Here is an 18,291-nt window from a genome sequence, read left to right on the forward strand (position 1 = left end):
GCAGGCGAACGGCGCCGGGCCCTGCCGGAACACACTGACGATCAGCTATGCTTGCCCAGCGAAGGGAAACGGAAATTGGTTCAACACCCCATGGACATCAAGTTCACCAACCGCCTGTCTTACAAGCAAGCCAGGCTCACTGTGCTGGTCGGGTTTGTCCTGGGGACGGCGCTCAGTCTGCTGCAAATCGGCATCGATTATGCCAGCGAAGATGCCTCCATCAACCGGGAAATCAACGCGCTCCTGGAAATCAGCCACAATCCGGCCTCGCGTATCGCCTACAACATCGACTCCGAGCTCGCCCAGGAGCTGACGCTCGGCCTGCTGCGCTCGCCGGCGATCATCCGCGCCCGGCTGATCGACAACAACGACACTTTGCTGGCCAACGTCACCCGACCGGCCCAGCAAAGCCCCTACCGGATGCTCAGCGACTTCCTGTTCGGCGCCAAGCGCGAGTTCCAGGACCGCCTGTACCTCGATCACCTGCCCTCGGAATCCCTCGGCGTCCTGCACCTGGAAGTCGACACCTACTCGTTCGGCAGCCGCTTCCTGCGCCGTGCGGAAATCACCCTGATCAACGGTTTCATGCGCAGCCTAATCCTCACCGGGCTGCTCCTGGCGCTGTTCTACGTGATGCTGACCAAACCCCTGGTCGGCGTCATTCGCGAGCTCAGCGGCCGCGATCCGCGCAACCCCGACCAGACGCGACTGGACTTTCCGCCCAGCCACGAACAGGACGAGATCGGCGTACTGGTCAAGGTCGCCAACCAGCAGTTCGACAACATGGCCACCGAGATCCAGCAACGGCGCAATGCCGAAAACCGCCTGACCGACTACCTCGGGCAGCTGGAAAATATCGTCTCGGCGCGCACCACCGAGCTCAAGGCGATCAACGACCGGCTGAGCCAGTCCAACGAAGAGCTGGAAATCGCTCGTAGTACCGCCCTCGACATGGCCCAGGCGCGAGCCGCTTTCCTGGCCAACATGAGCCATGAAATCCGCACGCCGCTCAATGGCTTGCTGGGCATGATCGCCCTGTCGCTGGACAGTCCGCTGAACGCCGAACAACGCCAGCAACTGTCGATCGCCCACGACTCCGGCAAAGTGCTGGTGGAGCTGCTCAACGATATTCTCGACATGTCCAAGTTCGACGCCGGCCAGTTGGAGCTGGAGCGCATCCCCTTCGACCTCGGGGTGCTGGTGGAGGACACCGCCAACCTGCTGTCGCAGAACGCCGCGCCGAGTGTCGAGCTGGCCTGCCTGATCGAGCCGGAGTTCCCGGCGCTGGTCCTCGGCGACCCCACGCGCGTGCGGCAGATCGTCAGCAACCTGCTGTCCAACGCCCTCAAGTTCACCCGCTTCGGCCGTGTCGATGTGCGCCTGCGTAGGCTCGAAGACGGGGTCAGGATCGAAGTCTGCGACACCGGCATCGGCATCGCCCGCGAGGCCCAGGTGAAGATCTTCCAGCCCTATACCCAGGCCGGCGCCGGGATCACCCGGCAATACGGCGGCACCGGCCTGGGCCTGGCGCTGACCTACAACCTCTGCGAAGCCATGCAGGGGCGCCTGAGCATCAGCTCGGAAGTGGGGTTTGGCAGCCAGTTCTGTGCCGACCTGCCGCTGCCCTGCCACACGCCTGCCAGCCCACCGTCGCCTCTGCACGGCCAGGTCCTGGCCATTACCTCCGAAGGCAGCGGGCTGGCCGAACTGCTGAGCGTGCAGTTGCCGTTCTGGGGGCTGGAATATCGGCGCTGCGATCTCGATGAATCACTGCTCGGGCAGAAGCCGGACCTGTTGATCACCGACTGCCCGGAATGCCTGTTCGGCCTGCGCCCGAGCATCAGCGCGCCGATTCTGCTGGTCACCGCCTACGGCAGTTTCCTGCCCAGCGAAGAAGCCAGCGCCCTGGCGCCGTTGCAGCAACAGGCGCGGCCATTGGCGCGCAACGCCCTGTATCAGACCCTGCGCCGGGCCCTGCTGGCCGAAACCGCGGTGATCAATGAAACCCAGTTGGAAACCCTGGCGCCCCTGCGCCGCGCCTTCATCCTGCTGGTGGAGGACAACCCGGTGAACCAGTTGGTGGCCAAAGGCATGCTGAGCAAGCTCGGCTGCGAAGTGACGGTCGCCTCCCAGGGCGCCGAAGCCCTGGACGTGCTGGAGCACCAGCATTTCGACCTGGTGCTGATGGACTGCAACATGCCGGTGATGGATGGCTACGAGGCCAGCCGGCAGATCCGCCGCAGCGGCCGCTGGCCGGACCTGCCGATCGTCGCCCTGACCGCCAATGCCATGCCCGAAGAGCGCGAGCGCTGCCGGGCCGCGGGCATGAGCGACTACCTGGCCAAACCCTTCCGCCGTGAAGAGCTGATCGCCCTCTTGGACCTCTGGGTGCCGACTACGACAGCGCTTTGACCTGAGCCAGCAGACGGTCCAGGCCATTGCGCAATTCGCTCAGGCTGTCGAGGTCGACACCGCTGTCGCATAACAACGCTGCCTTGAGCGGTGGTACCTGATCGCGCAGGGCCAGGCCGGCCTCGCTCAGGCTCAGGTGCACCTCGCGCTCGTCGCGGGACGAACGCTGGCGCTGCACCAGTTGCAGCTGTTCAAGGCGCTTGAGCAGCGGTGTCAGGGTCCCGGAATCCAGCGCCAGGCGCTCCCCTAGTGCCTTGACCGTCGGCAGCTCTGGCGGCGTGGCCTGCCATTCCCAGAGCACCAACATCACCAGGTACTGCGGATAGGTCAGTCCCAACTGGTCGAGCATCGGCTTGTAGCCCCGCACTACGGCCCGCGAGGCGGCGTACAGCTTGAAGCACAACTGGCTGTCGAGTTTCAGCGAATCGGCGGACAGGTCGGTCATTGGAGCAGGGCTTCGATCTCGCGGGTCAGGTCCTGGGGTTTGGTGGCCGGGGCGAAACGCTTGACCAGCGCGCCGTCCTTGCCGATCAGGAACTTGGTGAAGTTCCACTTGATGCCCTGGGAACCCAATACCCCCGGCGCGCGTTTTTTCAACTGCACGAACAGTGGATGCGCCTCGGCGCCATTGACGTCGATCTTCTTGAACAGCGGAAAGCTGACGCCGTAGTTCAGCTCGCAGAACTCGGAAATCGCCCCTTCGTTGCCCGGCTCCTGCTTGCCGAACTGATTGCAGGGAAAGCCCAGCACCACCAGGCCCCGGTCCTTGTAGGTCTGCCACAGTTCTTCCAGGCCCTTGTACTGCGGGGTGAAACCGCACTTGCTCGCGGTGTTGACCACCAGCACGGCCTTGCCGGCGAAGTCGGCCAGGGTCTTTTGCTCACCCTTGATGGTGGTGCACGGAATGTTCAGCAATGTGTCACTCATGGCGCGGACTCCAGAAACGAAAGGTGCGACAAAAATAGCGTTCAATTAAATTGTGTGCAATTTAATTAGCCAAAAAGCGATTTCGAAAAATCGCCTTGGGCGCCCACTACGATCAGCGTGGAACCAGGTCCAGGCACACCGAGTTGATGCAGTAGCGCAGGCCGGTCGGCGGCGGACCGTCCGGAAATACATGCCCCAGGTGCGCATCGCATTTGGCGCAGACCACTTCGGTGCGGATCATGCCGTGGCTCAGGTCACGGATCTCGACCATGGCGCTCTCGCCGATCGGCTCGTAGAAGCTCGGCCAGCCACAACCGGAGTCGAATTTGGCCTTGGAGTCGAACAGTGGCGCATTGCAGCAGATGCAGTGATACACACCGTCGGTCTTGGTGGCGTTGTACTTGCCCGAGAACGGCCGTTCGGTGCCTTTGAGGCGGCAGACGTTGTACTGCTCCGGATCGAGCATGGCACGCCATTCTTCAAGGGTTTTTTCCAGCTTTTCCATGGTCCTTCCTCTGCAACTGAAAAAGCCCGATCTGTATCTTTTCCACGGATCGGGCGGCACGTATGATTGCGCCTCGTTAGACGCCAGTCTGGCAGCCGTGTTACACGGGTTCAAACGGATTTTGCCGCCGCGAACCCAGGCTTCAGGCCTGTGTGCAAACGCAGGATTCCCAGTACGGTAGCTCACTCACCGTCTGGATCGTTCATTTTCGGGAACACATCGCCATGCAGGTCAGCAAATCGAACAAGCTCGCCAACGTCTGTTATGACATTCGCGGCCCAGTGCTCAAGCACGCCAAACGCCTGGAAGAGGAAGGCCATCGCATCCTCAAGCTGAACATCGGCAACCCGGCGCCTTTTGGTTTCGAAGCGCCGGACGAAATTCTCCAGGACGTGATCCGCAACCTGCCGACCGCACAGGGCTACAGCGACTCCAAGGGCCTGTTCAGCGCCCGCAAGGCAGTCATGCAGTACTACCAGCAAAAGCAGGTGGAAGGCGTCGGCATCGAAGACATCTACCTGGGCAACGGCGTTTCCGAACTGATCGTCATGGCCATGCAGGCCCTGCTCAACAACGGTGACGAAGTGCTGGTACCGGCTCCGGACTACCCGCTGTGGACCGCGGCCGTGAGCCTGGCCGGCGGCAACCCGGTGCACTACCTGTGCGACGAGCAGGCCAACTGGTGGCCGGACATCGCCGACATCAAGGCCAAGATCACCCCGAACACCAAGGCCCTGGTGATCATCAACCCGAACAACCCGACCGGCGCGGTATACCCCAAGGAAGTGTTGCTGGAGATGCTCGAACTGGCGCGCCAGCACAACCTGGTGGTGTTCTCCGACGAGATCTACGACAAGATCCTCTACGATGACGCTGTGCACGTCTGCACCGCCTCCCTGGCGCCGGACCTGCTGTGCCTGACCTTCAACGGCCTGTCCAAGTCCTACCGGGTGGCCGGTTTCCGTTCCGGCTGGGTGGCCATTTCCGGTCCCAAGCACCACGCCCAGAGCTACATCGAAGGCATCGACATGCTGGCCAACATGCGCCTGTGCGCCAACGTGCCGAGCCAGCACGCCATCCAAACCGCGCTGGGCGGCTATCAGAGCATCAACGACCTGGTGCTGCCGCCGGGCCGCCTGCTGGAACAGCGCAACCGCACCTGGGAACTGCTCAACGACATCCCCGGCGTCAGCTGCGTCAAGCCCATGGGCGCACTGTACGCCTTCCCGAAAATCGACCCGAAAGTCTGCCCGATCCACAACGATGAGAAGTTCGTCCTGGACCTGCTGCTCTCGGAGAAACTGTTGGTGGTTCAGGGCACCGCCTTCAACTGGCCATGGCCGGACCACTTCCGTGTCGTGACATTGCCACGGGTCGATGACCTGGAACAGGCGATCGGCCGTATCGGCAGCTTCCTCAAGTCGTATCGCCAGTAAGCCTTGCGACGCAGTGCGACCGCCCCGGGTCGCACTGCGATTAATTCAGCAACACTTCTGTACTCCCTGCTGCGCCTACCCTTCTGTATCTTTGCCTTGCACCTCGTGCCCAGTGGTAACACGCCTCTGAAGCGCTGGTCAGCTTTCGGTGCCTTCCCCACCTGCGACAGAAAGCTCATGCAAGCGTCTAAAATCAGCCTGCAGGACACAGTTTGAAATAGTCACCCGGTTGAATAGGCCGGTGCCGCACCTTATATACCCCGCAGAACGCTACATCTTTAGCATGAGGAGATTTCTACAACCATGATGCGCATCCTGCTGTTCTTGGCCACTAACCTGGCGGTCGTGCTGATTGCCAGCATCACCCTGAGCCTTTTCGGCTTCAACGGGTTCATGGCGGCCAATGGGGTTGATCTCAACCTCAATCAGCTGCTGGTTTTCTGTGCGGTCTTTGGTTTCGCCGGTTCCCTGTTCTCGCTGTTCATCTCCAAGTGGATGGCGAAAATGAGCACCAGCACCCAGATCATTACCCAGCCTCGTACTCGTCATGAGCAATGGCTGCTGCAAACCGTCGAGCAACTGTCCCGCGAAGCCGGGATCAAGATGCCAGAAGTCGGTATTTTCCCGGCCTACGAGGCCAACGCCTTCGCCACCGGCTGGAACAAGAACGACGCACTGGTCGCGGTGAGCCAGGGCCTGCTCGAGCGCTTCTCGCCCGATGAAGTGAAAGCCGTGCTGGCCCACGAGATCGGTCACGTGGCCAACGGCGACATGGTTACCCTGGCGCTGATCCAGGGCGTGGTGAACACCTTCGTGATGTTCTTCGCGCGCATCATCGGCAACTTCGTCGACAAGGTGATTTTCAAGAACGAAGAAGGCCAGGGTATCGCCTACTACATCGCGACCATCTTCGCCGAACTGGTCCTGGGCATCCTGGCCAGCGCCATCGTCATGTGGTTCTCGCGCAAGCGCGAATTCCGTGCCGACGAAGCCGGCGCGCAACTGGCCGGTACCGCGGCAATGATCGGCGCCCTGCAACGCCTGCGCTCGGAACAGGGCCTGCCGGTGCACATGCCCGACACCCTGAATGCCTTCGGCATCAACGGTGGCCTCAAGCAAGGCCTGGCTCGCATGTTCATGAGCCACCCGCCGCTGGAAGAGCGTATCGACGCACTGAGTCGTCGTCGCGGATAATGCTGGCGCAACACAAAAAAGGGCGACCCAGGTCGCCCTTTTTTATTGCCTGTGGAAACCGGAACTCCGCGTGCCAGCAAGCGATAGACCCGCTCTTCGAGGCGGGTCACGCCGCCCTGGAGAAACTTCCAGCTCTCGCCAAGAATGTCCCGCTCCTCCTCGACCCGCAGCTGCCAGCGTTTACCGAGCAAGGCCTTGACCTCGTCATCGAGCACGGCGAAAGGTGGCCCCGCCATCAGCGCCTGGTCGTAATCCAGGGTGACCAGCAGCCCCTGGCAGCCCTGGGGCAGGATGGACTGCAGATGCGCCGCATACCGCTCGCGCATCTCCGGCGGCAAGGCGATCAACGCCGCCCGGTCGTACAACGCCTGGCAGTCGGCGACATCCGTGGCCTGCAGGGCAAAAAAGTCGCCGCACCAGAGCTGGATCGGACCGTACTCATAGACCTTGAACCCACTTCGAAGGCTGACCTGCGGCTGCAACTGCTGTTCGCTGAAAAAGTCCTGGATGGCCTTCTCCGACAACTCGATACCCAGCACCTGATGCCCCTGGCTGGCCAGCCAGCTCAGGTCCAGGCTCTTGCCGCACAGCGGCACCAGCACCCGCGAACCCGGCGCCAGCTCCAGTTGGGGCCAGTAGCGTTGCAGATAAGGATTAACCTCGGACAAATGGAAGCCGATCTGATTCTGTTCCCAGCGTTTGTGCCAAAACTCCGGCTGCATAAATCACCCTGAAATTCGATCAAAAACCACAAAAACTTATATTAGATTTAGATCAATGATCTGATTAAAGATGGTGCATCTTAACGCTCAGGACCTTATTCATGCTCCCTAGCCTGTTTATCTCCCACGGATCGCCGATGCTTGCCCTGGAACCCGGCGCCAGCGGCCCGGCCCTCGCCCGCCTGGCCGCCGAGCTGCCACGTCCCAAGACCATAGTGCTGGTATCGGCCCACTGGGAAAGCCAGGACCTGCGGGTCAGTAGCAACCCGCAACCGCAAACCTGGCATGACTTCGGTGGTTTCCCCGCGGCGCTGTTCGCCGTGCAATACCCGGCCCCCGGCCAGCCTGAACTGGCGGAACAGGTGGCGCAGCTGCTCAGGGCCGACGGCCTGCCGGCGCAGCTCGACGACCAGCGCCCGTTCGACCATGGGGTCTGGGTGCCGCTGTCGCTGATGTACCCACAGGCGGACATTCCGGTGGTCCAGGTTTCCCTGCCCAGCCGAATGGGCCCGGCCTTGCAGACTCAGGTCGGCCATGCCCTGTCCAGCCTGCGACAACAAGGGGTGCTATTGATCGGCTCGGGCAGCATTACCCACAACCTGCGCGAACTGGACTGGCACGCCGGCCCGGAAAGCGTCGAGCCCTGGGCCAAGGCTTTTCGCGACTGGATGATCGAGAAACTCGCCGCCAACGACGAAGCCGCGCTGCACGATTACCGTCGCCAGGCACCGAATGCCGTGCGCAGCCATCCCAGCGACGAACACCTGCTGCCGCTGTATTTCGCCAGAGGCGCCGGCGGCGACTTCAGCATCGCCCATCAAGGCTTCACCATGGGCGCGCTGGGCATGGATATCTATCGCTTCGGTTGATGCCACTGTCGGGCATGAAGCCTGGCGAGCCCTACCGGATCAAAACACCAGGCAAAAAAAATCCCCGCACCAGGCGGGGATTTTTTCGTTCAACCGATCAGCTCAACGCCGATCAGTCTTCGCGATAGCGACGCAGCTTCAGCTGCTTGCCGGCCACGCGAGTGTCCTTCAGTTTGGTCAGCAGACGCTCCAGACCTTCCTCCGGCAGCTCGACCAGGCTGAAGCTGTCACGCACCTGGATGCGACCGATGGCTTCGCGGGCCAGGCCGCCTTCGTTGAGGATGGCGCCCAGCAGGTTCTTGGCCGCGATACCGTCACGCGCGCCCAGCGCGGTACGGCAACGGGCACGACCTTCAGCCAGAGGCATCGGTGCACGACGCTCACGCTCGCCGCGATCAGGACGATCGCCAGAACGTTCAGGACGGTCGCCACGTGGCGCGCTATTCGGCACCAGTGGGCGTTCCTTCTCGATCGCTGCCAGGTTTAGCGCCTGACCGTTGGTGGCCTTGCGCAGCAGGGCCGCGGCCAGGGCACGCGGGCTGCAACCGATATCGGCGGTCAGGCGATCGAGCAGATCACCGTGGGTCGATTCAGCGTCAGCCACCAGCGGCGACAGGCTGTTGGTCAGCTTCTTGATGCGCGCATCGAGAACGGCTTGGGCGTCCGGCAGGCGAACCTCGGCCACCTTCTGACCGGTTACACGCTCGATCACTTGCAGCATGCGGCGCTCGCGTGGAGTCACCAGCAGCAGCGCACGACCTTCGCGACCGGCACGGCCGGTACGGCCGATACGGTGCACGTAGGATTCCGGGTCGTACGGCATGTCCACGTTGAATACGTGGGTGATGCGCGGTACGTCCAGGCCACGGGCGGCAACGTCGGTCGCCACAACGATGTCCAGGCGGCCATCCTTGAGGGAGTCGATCACGCGCTCACGCTGGTTCTGGGCGATGTCGCCGTTCAGCGCAGCGGCTTTGTAGCCTTTGGCTTCCAGGGCACTGGCCAGGTCCAGGGTCGCTTGCTTGGTGCGCACGAACATGATCAGGGCGTCGAAATCTTCCACTTCCAGCAGGCTGAGAACGGCAGAAGTCTTCTGGTCAGCGTGAACCAACAGGTGAGCCTGTTCGATCGCGGTGACGGTCTGGGTCTTGCTCTGAATCTTGACGTGTTTCGGGTCCTTCAGGTGACGCTCGGCGATCGCACGGATCGACTGCGGCAAGGTGGCCGAGAACAGTACAGTCTGGCGGGTTTCCGGCATGGCCTTGAAGATCACTTCCAGGTCATCCATGAAGCCCAGCTTGAGCATTTCGTCGGCTTCGTCGAGAACCAGGTGGTTCACGGTCGCCAGGACTTTTTCGTCGCGACGCAGGTGGTCGCACAGACGGCCCGGAGTGGCGACAACGATCTGTGCGCCATTACGGATTGCTTTCAGTTGTGGGCCCATCGGCGCGCCGCCGTAGACAGCCACAACAGTTACGCCCGGCATTTGCTTGGCGTAGGTTTCGAAAGCGGTTGCAACTTGCAGCGCCAACTCACGGGTTGGGGCCAGGATCAGAGCTTGCGGCTCGCGCTTGGACGGATCAATGCGGTGCAGGATAGGCAGGGCGAACGCGGCGGTCTTACCGGTACCGGTTTGCGCCTGGCCAATCATATCGTGACCGGCGAGGATGATCGGGATCGACTGCTGCTGAATGGCCGAAGGCTCTTCATAGCCGGTAGCGACTACTGCAGCGACAATATTGGGATGAAGTTCAAGAGCGGCGAAGCCGCCGATTTCCTGGGTCATGGGTCTGCCTCTAAGTGCATCCGCAAAGACCCATGCTCCAAAGCTGCGCATGCCGTGTAAGACTCAAGAGTCACCCTGGCAGCTTTGTCGGCGGGGATTTGCGAAAACGATTGAAAGAAATGAACGTCAAGGATAGTCCGCGCAGCGGACAAGCAGCCGAAGCTGACTTCGGGGAATTGCATCACCTAAACGAGGCCCGGTTAAAGGCCGGCGCGCACTATACCGGAATTACTCAAAAAAGGGAGTTTTTTTTATCGGAAAAACCCGCTGAATACCTAGTTGTCACAGGCTTTGCGGATAATCCGGCAAAGGTCTATTTTGCACAGGCCCACGCCTGTCGGGGGATGACGCTTAAACGGTTCATCTTGCCGGCCGATACCGTCGGTCCGAGACACTCTTTACCGTCCGAGGAAATGCCCCATGAGCCAGCCCAGTTGCAGTCGCGTCAGCCGTGAACAACGTGGTCATCTCTTCCTCATCGGCCTGGACCGGGTCGCCAAGCGCAACGCCTTCGACCTGCAGTTGCTCGATCAACTCAGCCTGGCCTATGGCGAGTTCGAGGCCTGTGCCGAAGCCCGCGTCGCCGTGGTGTTCGGCCATGGCGAGCACTTCACCGCGGGGCTGGACCTGGCCAATGTCGGAGCCAAGCTCGCCAAAGGCTGGCAAGCGCCGGCCGGCGGTTGCGATCCCTGGGGCGTCTTCGCCGGGCCACGGGTCAGCAAACCGGTAATAGTCGCGGTGCAGGGCTACTGCCTGACCATAGGCATCGAGCTGATGCTGGCGGCGGATATCAACCTGTGCGCCAGCAATACCCGCTTCGCCCAACTGGAAGTGCAACGCGGCATCTTTCCGTTCGGCGGCGCCACCCTGCGCCTGCATCAGATCGCCGGCTGGGGCAACGCCATGCGCTGGTTGCTCACCGGCGACGAATTCGACGCCCATGAAGCCCTGCGCCTGGGGCTGGTGCAGGAAGTCATGGCCAGCGAAGACCTGCTGCCCCGCGCCCTGGCTCTCGCCGAGCGGATCGCCAGCCAGGCGCCGCTGGGGGTTCAGGCGACCCTGATGTCGGCCCGACAAGCCCGGCTCGAAGGGGAAAGCGCGGCGGCGCAGGGGCTGCCGCCGCTGGTGAAGAAGCTATTGAACAGCGAGGACGCCAAGGAAGGTGTACGAGCGATGGTCGAGAAGCGGCCGGGGGTGTTCAAGGGGTGTTGAGCGGTCCGGACAGGTGACGAATGTGAGGCCTTATCGCGGGCAAGCCTCGCTCCTACAGATGCGCTCGGCCAACCGACTCAGGTCGCCGGCCGAATGCACTTGATCAACGACTGCAACGAATAGCCCAGGCGCGGCGCCAGCGCCTCGGCCCGGGCGCTCAGGCCGTCCATGTCCAGATCCTGGTCCAGGTCGGACGGCACGATCAGAATCACGTTGCCCTCCTTCACCGGCAGCTCCCAGTAATGCCGGTGGTAAAGCCCACGCAGCAAGGCCGCCCCCAGTGGCTTGCCATCGTCGGTGGCCCACTGGTTGATCACCAGCCAGCCGCCCGGGTTGAGGCGCTTCTGGCAGTTTTCCAGGAAGCCCCAGGCCAGGTGCCCGACGCCCGGTCCGACGTCGGTATACAGGTCGACGAAAATCAGGTCCGCCGACTCGGCGCTGTCCAGCAGTTCGAGCGCATCGCCGACCCGGATATAGAGACGCGGATCGTCATCCAGCCCCAGGTACTCGATGGCCAGGCGCGGTACGTCGGGGCGCAACTCGATGGCCTCGACATCTTCCAGCGGCAAGAACTTGAGGCAGGCCTGGGTCAGGGTGCCAGCGCCCAGGCCGAGAAACAGCGCACTCTCGGGCTGTTCATGGCAGAGCGCGCCGATCAGCATGGCCCGGGTGTAGTCGTACTCCAGCCAGCTCGGGTCGGCGGTAAACACGCAGCTCTGCTCGATGGCATCGCCAAATTCGAGGAAGCGGTAATCCGCCACTTCCAGTACCCGAATCATGCCGAACTCATCGTGCACTTCGGCGAGCAGGCGCTCGACGCGCTCCTCAGTCATCTCTTCTCCTAGCCGCGACGGGGCTCAACCTCGCCGTCGCGATAAACCGGCCGCTCGGCGCCGAGCGGGAAAGGCGCGATTGTCCGCGAACCAGCGGGAACAGGTCACGCACTAATTGCTGATAACATGCCTGTCCGACCTTAAAAAACACCCGAGTCCGTGATGAGCCAACCCTGGAGTCCTGACAGCTGGCGCGCCCTGCCGATCCAGCAACAACCCGCCTACCCCGACGCCGCACACCTGTTGCAGGTCGAGCAGGCCCTGGCCAGCTACCCGCCGCTGGTGTTTGCCGGCGAAGCCCGCGAGCTGCGCCGCCAGTTTGCCGAGGTGACCCAGGGCCGCGCCTTTCTGCTGCAGGGCGGCGATTGCGCCGAGAGCTTCGCCGAGTTCTCCGCGGCGAAGATCCGCGACACCTTCAAGGTCCTGCTGCAGATGGCGATCGTCATGACCTTCGCCGCCGGTTGCCCGGTGGTCAAGGTCGGGCGTATGGCCGGCCAGTTCGCCAAACCGCGCTCGGCCAATGACGAAACCATCAATGGCGTGACCCTGCCGGCGTACCGCGGCGATATCGTCAACGGCATCGGCTTTGACGCAAAAAGCCGGGTGCCGGACCCGGACCGCCTGCTGCAGTCCTACCACCAGGCCACCGCCACCCTGAACCTGCTGCGCGCCTTTGCCCAGGGCGGTTTTGCCGACCTGCACCAGGTGCACAAATGGAACCTGGACTTCATCGCCAACTCCGCCCTGGCCGAGAAGTACAGCCAGCTGGCCGACCGCATCGACGAAACCCTGGCCTTCATGCGCGCCTGCGGCATGGACAGCTCGCCGCAGTTGCGCGAGACCAGTTTCTTCACCGCCCACGAGGCGCTGCTGCTGAACTATGAAGAAGCCTTCGTCCGTCGCGACAGCCTGACCAACGACTATTACGACTGCTCGGCGCACATGCTGTGGATCGGCGATCGCACCCGCCAGCTCGACGGTGCCCACGTCGAATTCCTGCGCGGGGTGAATAACCCGATCGGGGTCAAGGTCGGCCCGAGCATGAACACTGAGGAGCTGATCCGCCTGATCGATATCCTCAACCCGGACAACGATCCGGGCCGCCTGAACCTGATCGTGCGCATGGGTGTGAACAAGGTCGGCGACCATCTGCCGCAGTTGATCCGCGCGGTGGAAAGCGAAGGCAAGAAGGTGCTGTGGAGCTCCGACCCGATGCATGGCAACACCATCAAGGCCAGCAGCGGTTACAAGACCCGGGATTTCGCGCAGATCCTCAATGAGGTGAAGCAGTTCTTCCAGGTCCACGAAGCCGAGGGCAGTTATGCCGGCGGTATCCACATCGAGATGACCGGGCAGAACGTCACCGAGTGCATCGGTGGCGCGCGGCCGATTACCGAAGATGCCTTGTCGGATCGCTACCACACCCATTGCGACCCACGGATGAACGCCGATCAGTCGCTGGAGCTGGCGTTCCTGATTGCCGAGACCTTGAAACAGGTCAAGCGTTGAACCTGTAGCGCTCGATCATCCAGGAAACGCTGCTGGATGATCGACGCGCTTCAAAGAAACCCTCGCAAGCGCTGGGCGCTGGCCCTCGGGCAATTGAGCTGGACGTCGGCCAGCCCCAACCAATTGGCCATATCCCGCAAGTTGCTCGCCAGCGCCTGCATGCCCTGCTCGTCCAGCCCCTGCTCTTCCTCATGTACGGCATGCACCGCCAGGCGTCCCTGCGCCCTTTCTGCCCGCAGGTCGACCCGGGCGGCGATCCGTTCGTGGTGCAGAAACGGCAACACGTAATAGCCATACACCCGCTTGTGCTGCGGCGTGTAGATCTCCAGCCGATAGCGGAAATCGAACAGGCGCTCGGTGCGGCTGCGCTCCCAGATCAGCGAATCGAAGGGAGAAAGCAAGGCACTGGCCGGCACGCTGCGCGGCACCTTCACCTGCGGCAGGCAATAGGCCGCTTGCTTCCAGCCTTCCACCTCGCAGGCCAGCAACTCGCCGCCTTCCAGCAACTCCGCCAGGCGTGCCCGGCTGTCTGCCGGTTCCAGGCGAAAGTAATCACGCAGATCCTTCTCGGTGGCCACGCCCAAGGCACTGGCGGCATGCAACAGCAAACCGCGCTGGGCGTCGGCCTCGCTGAGCTGCGAATGTTGCAGGATGCTCGAAGGAATCACCCGCTCCGGCAAGTCGTACAAACGCTCGAATCCACGCCGACCGGCGACCGTCACCTCACCGGCGGCGAACAGCCATTCCAGCGCGTGCTTCTCCGCGCTCCAGTCCCACCAGGGGCCGGCGCGTTCCTCGCGGGTAGACAGGCTGCCCGCGCCGAGGGCGCCCTGTTCCTCGACCGCGGCCAGGACCCGGCGGATAGTCGCCTGCTGCTCCTGGCCGAAACGCGCCAACTGCTGGTAGATCCCCTGCCCCTGGCTGGCCCGCTGCATGCGCCAGCGCATCAGCGGGTACAGCGACAGCGGCAGCAACGAGGCTTCGTGCCCCCAGTACTCGAACAACGTGCGTTGCCGGCCCTGGCTCCAGGCGGCCTGGTCCAGCAGTTGCGCGGGATAGTCGCCAAGGCGGGAAAACAGCGGCAGGTAGTGCGAGCGCACCAGGGCGTTGACCGAATCGATCTGCAGGATGCCCAGGCGCGCGATCAGGCGATTGACCTGTGCCGGCCTGATCGTCGCAGGCAGCGCCCGCCCGGAAAAACCTTGGGCGGCCAGCGCCAGACGCCGAGCTTGCTTGAGGGAAAAGGACAGTTCTGCGGGCATGGCAATCTCCTTGTCTGCCCGCAAACTACCTCAGTGAGAAGTGGCTTGTGTAGCGTTTTGACATTCACTTGTGCATCGGATCGTCCCAGAACGGCCGCACGGTCTCCCGTTCCACATCCGCGCGACTGAGGCCGATATCCTTCAGCGCTTCGTCACTCATGCCGGCCAGCATGATCCGTTCACGGTGCAGCTCATGCCAGCGGACAATCCTCTGCAGCAGATGCCGCACGGAAATGCCATGCCATGCAAATCGGTGAGCCAGTACAAAACCTTTTTGACCTTTCATCGTCTTGCCCTCCAGTGGGGATGGCTCAAGTCTCCACCCGGGGCTAAGATCAATCCAACGAATGTTTCTTATGCAATACATCTCGGAGTTTGATGAATTGTCCAGCTACCCAAGCATTGATACCGAGGTCCTGCGCACCTTCGTCGCCATCGCCGATCAGGGCGGTTTCACCAAGGCCGGGGAGCAGGTCAATCGCACCCAGTCCGCGGTGAGCATGCAGATGAAGCGGCTCGAGGAAGACGTGCTGCAACGCCAGTTGTTCCAGCGTGAGGGCCGGCAGGTGCGCCTGACCGCCGAGGGCCAGGTGCTGCTGGGTTACGCGCGGCGCATCCTGAAACTGCACAGCGAGGTGTTCAACACCCTGCGCGAGCCGCACATGGTCGGCACCGTGCGCATCGGTACGCCGGACGATTACGTGATGCGTTTTCTACCGGGGATCCTGTCGCGTTTTGCCCAGGCTTACCCTTTGATCCAGATCGAAGTGCATTGCGAGTCGTCCAAGCAATTGTTGCTGCGCCAGGACCTGGACCTGTCCATCGTCACACGCGAGCCGGGCAGCGAAATCGGCCAGTTGCTGCGCAAGGAGCGTTTCGTCTGGGCCGAGGCCCAGGGCTTCTGTCCCCACGAACAGACGCCGCTGCCCCTGGCGATGTTCAACAGCGATTGCTTCTGCAGACAGTGGGCCTGCAATGCGCTGGACGCCGCCGGGCGCGACTATCGCATTGCCTATAACAGCTCCAGCCTGGCCGCCCTGATGGCCGTGGTCAGCGCCGGCCTGGCGATCACCGCGCAACTGGAAAGCCTGATCACCCCGGACATGCGCATCCTGGGCGCCGCCGAAGACCTGCCCCTGCTGCCCGAAGCCAGCATCATGCTGGTGCGCAACCTCAACACGCCCTCGCCCATCACCGAATGCCTGGCCGAGCACATAGTCGAAGGCTTCAAACTTTAAAGGCGAGCATCACCGCACAGACCACCAGGAAACCGCAGAACAGCCCGCGCAGCATTCGTTCGGGCAGCGCGTGGGCGATTTTCACCCCCCAACTGATGCTCAGCAGACCACCCGCCGCCAGCGGCAGACCGATCATCCAGTCCACTTCCTGATGCACTCCGTAGGTCACCAGCGTTACCCCGGTGCTGGGCAAGGCCAGGGCCAGCGACAACCCCTGGGCGACCACCTGGGTGGTGCCGAACACGCTGGTCAGCACCGGCGTGGCAACCACCGCGCCACCGACCCCAAACAGCCCGCCCATGGCCCCGGAAGCGGCCCCCAGCACGCCGAGCCACGGCCAGGGGTAACGCATCTGCGCCGAAGCCGGGACATTGGCCAGGAACATGCGCAGCAGGTTGTAGGCCGACAAGGCCACCAGGAACGCGACGAAGCCGATCCGCATGACCTGGGCATCGATGCCCACCGCCCAGATCGAACCGAGCCAGGCAAAACAGAAACCCATCAAGGCCAATGGCAGCGCATGCCGCGCCTCGATCCGGTTGCGCTGGTGATAGCGCCACAACGCGAGCATCACGTTAGGGACCACCATCACCAATGCCGTGCCCTGGGCGATCTGCTGGTCCAACCCGAACAGCACACCCAGCACGGGAATCGCGATCAGGCCGCCACCGATCCCGAACAAGCCGCCCACCGTGCCCAGCGCCGCGCCCAACACCACATACATCGCTAAATCGATCACCGCCACTCTCCTCACCTCGGGCCTTGCATGCTACGCAGTCGGCTCTGGTGCGGAAACGCACAGCAACGCACAATGGCTTTGCCAATTTCGCACAGGCAAATGCCCGCCATGAACCCCAACGCCCTCACCGACCAGCTCGGCCTGTTTCTCGATGTCCTGGAAGCCGGGAGTTTTTCAGCCGCCGCGCGCCGGCATCCCTTGACCCCTTCGGCGGTGGCCCGGCGTATCGACAGCCTGGAAAACGCGGTCGGCAGCAAGCTGTTCATGCGCACCACCCACGCGGTGGTGGCGACGGCGGCTGGCCAGGCCTTCGCCGAACGCGCCCGGCGCATCGTCGCCGAACTGCAACTGGCCCGGGCGGAAGCCGTGTCCTTGAGCCATGCGCCGGAAGGCCTGATCCGCATCGACGCGCCCGCGGCGTTCGGCCGGCGACACCTGGCGCCGGCCATCGCCGATTTCCTGATGCTCTATCCGGGGCTGGATGTGCAGTTGCACCTGATCGACAGCTTCGTCGACATGCAGGGCTCGCACCTGGGCAAGGTCGACCTGGTGCTGCGCGCCGGGCAAAGGGTCGATACCCGCATGGTGGCGACCTCGCTGGCGAGCATCGTGCGCATCGCCTGTGCCAGCCCGGCCTACCTCAAGCTTCGCGGCACTCCGGTCCATCCCGCCGAGCTGAGCCAGCATGATGGCCTGGACTGGGACGGCCTGGCTCCGCTGTTCGCCTGGCGCTTCGAACTGGACGGGCAATTGCAGACTCACCGCCCACAACGCATCCGCCTGAGCGCCAACAATGCCGAGGCCCTGTTGTCCGGAGCCCTGGCCGGGCTGGGCATCGCCCACCTGCCGACCTGGCTGGCCAGCGAATACCTGTTGCGCGGGGAGCTATTGCCGCTGTTCTGCGAAACCGGCCTGCCCAAACCGGAAAGCGCCGGTATCTATGCCTTGCGCCTGGAACAGCACACCAACGCCCGCAGCCGTCTGTTGCTGGAATACCTGAAGACTCGCTTCAGCCCGATTCCGCCATGGGATCTGGCCCTGCAGAGCGCCATGGGCTGAGAGCCGGCGAGAATTATCTGGCGCATTAAAGATTCGCCCGCTAGATTCAGGGCGAGTATCGATCAAGGCCCGACCATGAACACCAAAGGCTCCACCCCGGAAAAATGCGACGATCTGCTGCTGGATAACCAGTTGTGCTTCGCCCTGCACTCGACTTCGCTGCTGATGACCAAAGTCTATAAACCGCTGCTGCAGGAGCTGGGCCTGACTTATCCCCAGTACCTGGCGATGATGGTGCTCTGGGAGCAGGACGGCCTGACCGTCGGCGAAATCAGCAGCCGCCTGCTGACCGATCCCGGTTCATTGACGCCCTTGCTCAAGCGCCTGGAGGCCGAGGGATTGCTGAGCCGTACCCGCAGCCGCGAAGACGAACGGGTGGTGATCATCGAGCTGACCGAGCAAGGCCGGGCCCTGTATGACCGGGCGCGCGGCGTTCCCCAATGCATCCTCGGCGCCAGCGGCCTGACCCTGGAACAGCTGCGCAAACTGCAGGCCGACCTGCTGAACCTGCGCGGCCATCTGCAAGACAGCCTTTAACCGCGCTCTCGCGAGCACGCCTGCCCCTCCTGCAGCAGCGCTTGCTCGCGA

At 62.9% G+C, this 18,291-nt stretch carries 17 protein-coding genes and 2 pseudogenes; 10 read left to right on the top strand and 9 right to left on the bottom strand.

Features of this window, described 5'->3' with window-relative positions; all coding sequences use genetic code 11:
• Positions 1-90: 90 nt before the first annotated feature.
• Positions 91-2,412: a hybrid sensor histidine kinase/response regulator gene (locus PVZ80_RS05365; RefSeq protein ID WP_009050111.1), complete on the top strand. Its 2,322-nt coding sequence runs from the start codon at positions 91-93 to the stop codon at positions 2,410-2,412.
• Here PVZ80_RS05365 and PVZ80_RS05370 read toward each other — a convergent pair.
• The 3 genes from PVZ80_RS05370 to msrB all read right to left on the bottom strand — a co-directional run bounded on the left by PVZ80_RS05370 (position 2,396) and on the right by msrB (position 3,844).
• A complete protein-coding gene (locus tag PVZ80_RS05370; protein ID WP_028683058.1) occupies positions 2,396-2,857 on the bottom strand; it encodes a MarR family winged helix-turn-helix transcriptional regulator in 462 nt (153 codons plus the stop codon). The genes PVZ80_RS05365 and PVZ80_RS05370 overlap by 17 nt on opposite strands.
• Positions 2,854-3,339 (bottom strand): glutathione peroxidase, encoded by a 486-nt coding sequence (locus tag PVZ80_RS05375; protein ID WP_009050113.1) that lies wholly within the window; start codon positions 3,337-3,339, stop codon positions 2,854-2,856. Before PVZ80_RS05375 ends, PVZ80_RS05370 begins: the two co-directional genes overlap by 4 nt.
• 112 nt (positions 3,340-3,451) lie before the next feature.
• Positions 3,452-3,844, bottom strand: coding sequence for a peptide-methionine (R)-S-oxide reductase MsrB (gene msrB / locus PVZ80_RS05380; protein WP_009050114.1), 393 nt, complete (start codon positions 3,842-3,844; stop codon positions 3,452-3,454).
• Positions 3,845-4,068: 224 nt separating this feature from the next.
• Here msrB and PVZ80_RS05385 point away from each other — a divergent pair, with 224 nt between their 5' ends.
• The gene (locus PVZ80_RS05385) at positions 4,069-5,280 is read left to right on the top strand and encodes a pyridoxal phosphate-dependent aminotransferase (RefSeq protein WP_009050115.1); all 1,212 of its coding nucleotides are present in this window, start codon (positions 4,069-4,071) and stop codon (positions 5,278-5,280) included.
• A 303-nt stretch (positions 5,281-5,583) separates the two neighbouring features.
• Entirely contained in the window at positions 5,584-6,474 is an 891-nt protein-coding gene (gene htpX, locus PVZ80_RS05390; protein WP_007931437.1) for a protease HtpX, read from the top strand.
• Between the two features lie 65 nt (positions 6,475-6,539).
• On the opposite strand, the pseudogene PVZ80_RS05395 reads toward htpX, so the two are convergent.
• Positions 6,540-7,196, bottom strand: a pseudogene (locus PVZ80_RS05395) (thiopurine S-methyltransferase); the annotation flags it as partial.
• Between the two features lie 101 nt (positions 7,197-7,297).
• Here PVZ80_RS05395 and PVZ80_RS05400 point away from each other — a divergent pair.
• Positions 7,298-8,065, top strand: coding sequence for a DODA-type extradiol aromatic ring-opening family dioxygenase (locus tag PVZ80_RS05400; protein ID WP_273863501.1), 768 nt, complete (start codon positions 7,298-7,300; stop codon positions 8,063-8,065).
• 112 nt (positions 8,066-8,177) lie between these two features.
• Here the strand turns inward: PVZ80_RS05400 and PVZ80_RS05405 are convergent.
• Positions 8,178-9,885: pseudogene (locus PVZ80_RS05405) on the bottom strand (DEAD/DEAH box helicase).
• Positions 9,886-9,970: 85 nt separating this feature from the next.
• Between PVZ80_RS05405 and PVZ80_RS05410 the strand changes: the two are divergent.
• Both PVZ80_RS05410 and PVZ80_RS05415 read left to right on the top strand, forming a co-directional pair.
• Entirely contained in the window at positions 9,971-10,306 is a 336-nt protein-coding gene (locus PVZ80_RS05410) for a hypothetical protein (RefSeq protein WP_164485202.1), read from the top strand.
• Positions 10,272-11,063, top strand: coding sequence for a crotonase/enoyl-CoA hydratase family protein (locus PVZ80_RS05415; RefSeq protein ID WP_009050118.1), 792 nt, complete (start codon positions 10,272-10,274; stop codon positions 11,061-11,063). The genes PVZ80_RS05410 and PVZ80_RS05415 overlap by 35 nt, the downstream gene beginning before the upstream one ends.
• Before the next feature lie 77 nt (positions 11,064-11,140).
• On the opposite strand, the gene PVZ80_RS05420 is transcribed toward PVZ80_RS05415, so the two are convergent.
• Positions 11,141-11,896: a spermidine synthase gene (locus PVZ80_RS05420; RefSeq protein WP_009050119.1), complete on the bottom strand. Its 756-nt coding sequence runs from the start codon at positions 11,894-11,896 to the stop codon at positions 11,141-11,143.
• A gap of 162 nt (positions 11,897-12,058) precedes the next feature.
• Between PVZ80_RS05420 and PVZ80_RS05425 the strand changes: the two genes are divergently transcribed.
• The gene (locus PVZ80_RS05425; RefSeq protein ID WP_273863502.1) at positions 12,059-13,405 is read left to right on the top strand and encodes a class II 3-deoxy-7-phosphoheptulonate synthase; all 1,347 of its coding nucleotides are present in this window, start codon (positions 12,059-12,061) and stop codon (positions 13,403-13,405) included.
• A gap of 50 nt (positions 13,406-13,455) precedes the next feature.
• Here PVZ80_RS05425 and PVZ80_RS05430 read toward each other — a convergent pair whose 3' ends face one another.
• Together PVZ80_RS05430 and PVZ80_RS05435 are read right to left on the bottom strand one after the other, a co-directional pair.
• Positions 13,456-14,667 (bottom strand): winged helix-turn-helix domain-containing protein, encoded by a 1,212-nt coding sequence (locus tag PVZ80_RS05430; RefSeq protein ID WP_124301948.1) that lies wholly within the window; start codon positions 14,665-14,667, stop codon positions 13,456-13,458.
• Between the two features lie 64 nt (positions 14,668-14,731).
• The gene (locus tag PVZ80_RS05435) at positions 14,732-14,953 is read right to left on the bottom strand and encodes a DUF1127 domain-containing protein (protein ID WP_009050122.1); all 222 of its coding nucleotides are present in this window, start codon (positions 14,951-14,953) and stop codon (positions 14,732-14,734) included.
• Between the two features lie 97 nt (positions 14,954-15,050).
• Between PVZ80_RS05435 and PVZ80_RS05440 the strand changes: the two genes are divergently transcribed.
• Positions 15,051-15,905, top strand: coding sequence for a LysR substrate-binding domain-containing protein (locus PVZ80_RS05440; protein ID WP_164486091.1), 855 nt, complete (start codon positions 15,051-15,053; stop codon positions 15,903-15,905).
• On the opposite strand, the gene PVZ80_RS05445 is transcribed toward PVZ80_RS05440, so the two are convergent.
• Complete coding sequence (locus PVZ80_RS05445) at positions 15,895-16,644, bottom strand: sulfite exporter TauE/SafE family protein (protein ID WP_009050124.1); 750 nt, start codon at positions 16,642-16,644, stop codon at positions 15,895-15,897. The two genes, PVZ80_RS05440 and PVZ80_RS05445, sit on opposite strands and share 11 nt — an antisense overlap.
• A gap of 108 nt (positions 16,645-16,752) precedes the next feature.
• Between PVZ80_RS05445 and PVZ80_RS05450 the strand changes: the two genes are divergently transcribed.
• Both PVZ80_RS05450 and PVZ80_RS05455 read left to right on the top strand, forming a co-directional pair.
• Complete coding sequence (locus PVZ80_RS05450) at positions 16,753-17,703, top strand: LysR family transcriptional regulator (RefSeq protein ID WP_016704328.1); 951 nt, start codon at positions 16,753-16,755, stop codon at positions 17,701-17,703.
• Positions 17,704-17,778: 75 nt separating this feature from the next.
• Positions 17,779-18,240, top strand: a complete 462-nt coding sequence (locus tag PVZ80_RS05455) for a MarR family winged helix-turn-helix transcriptional regulator (RefSeq protein ID WP_007931403.1) — start codon at positions 17,779-17,781, stop codon at positions 18,238-18,240.
• Positions 18,241-18,291 lie beyond the last annotated feature (51 nt).

This window comes from Pseudomonas sp. B3G-3 (assembly GCF_028640915.1).
Classification (GTDB): Bacteria; Pseudomonadota; Gammaproteobacteria; order Pseudomonadales; family Pseudomonadaceae; genus Aquipseudomonas; species Aquipseudomonas chlororaphis_I.

Excerpts from the sequence above, each read along its gene's own strand:
- PVZ80_RS05365 (WP_009050111.1), top strand. The coding sequence starts at position 91 with ATGGACATCAAGTTCACCAACCGCCTGTCTTACAAGCAAGCCAGGCTC.
- PVZ80_RS05370 (WP_028683058.1), bottom strand. The coding sequence starts at position 2,857 with ATGACCGACCTGTCCGCCGATTCGCTGAAACTCGACAGCCAGTTGTGC.
- PVZ80_RS05375 (WP_009050113.1), bottom strand. The coding sequence starts at position 3,339 with ATGAGTGACACATTGCTGAACATTCCGTGCACCACCATCAAGGGTGAG.
- msrB (WP_009050114.1), bottom strand. The coding sequence starts at position 3,844 with ATGGAAAAGCTGGAAAAAACCCTTGAAGAATGGCGTGCCATGCTCGAT.
- PVZ80_RS05385 (WP_009050115.1), top strand. The coding sequence starts at position 4,069 with ATGCAGGTCAGCAAATCGAACAAGCTCGCCAACGTCTGTTATGACATT.
- htpX (WP_007931437.1), top strand. The coding sequence starts at position 5,584 with ATGATGCGCATCCTGCTGTTCTTGGCCACTAACCTGGCGGTCGTGCTG.
- PVZ80_RS05400 (WP_273863501.1), top strand. The coding sequence starts at position 7,298 with ATGCTCCCTAGCCTGTTTATCTCCCACGGATCGCCGATGCTTGCCCTG.
- PVZ80_RS05410 (WP_164485202.1), top strand. The coding sequence starts at position 9,971 with ATGAACGTCAAGGATAGTCCGCGCAGCGGACAAGCAGCCGAAGCTGAC.
- PVZ80_RS05415 (WP_009050118.1), top strand. The coding sequence starts at position 10,272 with ATGAGCCAGCCCAGTTGCAGTCGCGTCAGCCGTGAACAACGTGGTCAT.
- PVZ80_RS05420 (WP_009050119.1), bottom strand. The coding sequence starts at position 11,896 with ATGACTGAGGAGCGCGTCGAGCGCCTGCTCGCCGAAGTGCACGATGAG.
- PVZ80_RS05425 (WP_273863502.1), top strand. The coding sequence starts at position 12,059 with ATGAGCCAACCCTGGAGTCCTGACAGCTGGCGCGCCCTGCCGATCCAG.
- PVZ80_RS05430 (WP_124301948.1), bottom strand. The coding sequence starts at position 14,667 with ATGCCCGCAGAACTGTCCTTTTCCCTCAAGCAAGCTCGGCGTCTGGCG.
- PVZ80_RS05435 (WP_009050122.1), bottom strand. The coding sequence starts at position 14,953 with ATGAAAGGTCAAAAAGGTTTTGTACTGGCTCACCGATTTGCATGGCAT.
- PVZ80_RS05450 (WP_016704328.1), top strand. The coding sequence starts at position 16,753 with ATGAACCCCAACGCCCTCACCGACCAGCTCGGCCTGTTTCTCGATGTC.
- PVZ80_RS05455 (WP_007931403.1), top strand. The coding sequence starts at position 17,779 with ATGAACACCAAAGGCTCCACCCCGGAAAAATGCGACGATCTGCTGCTG.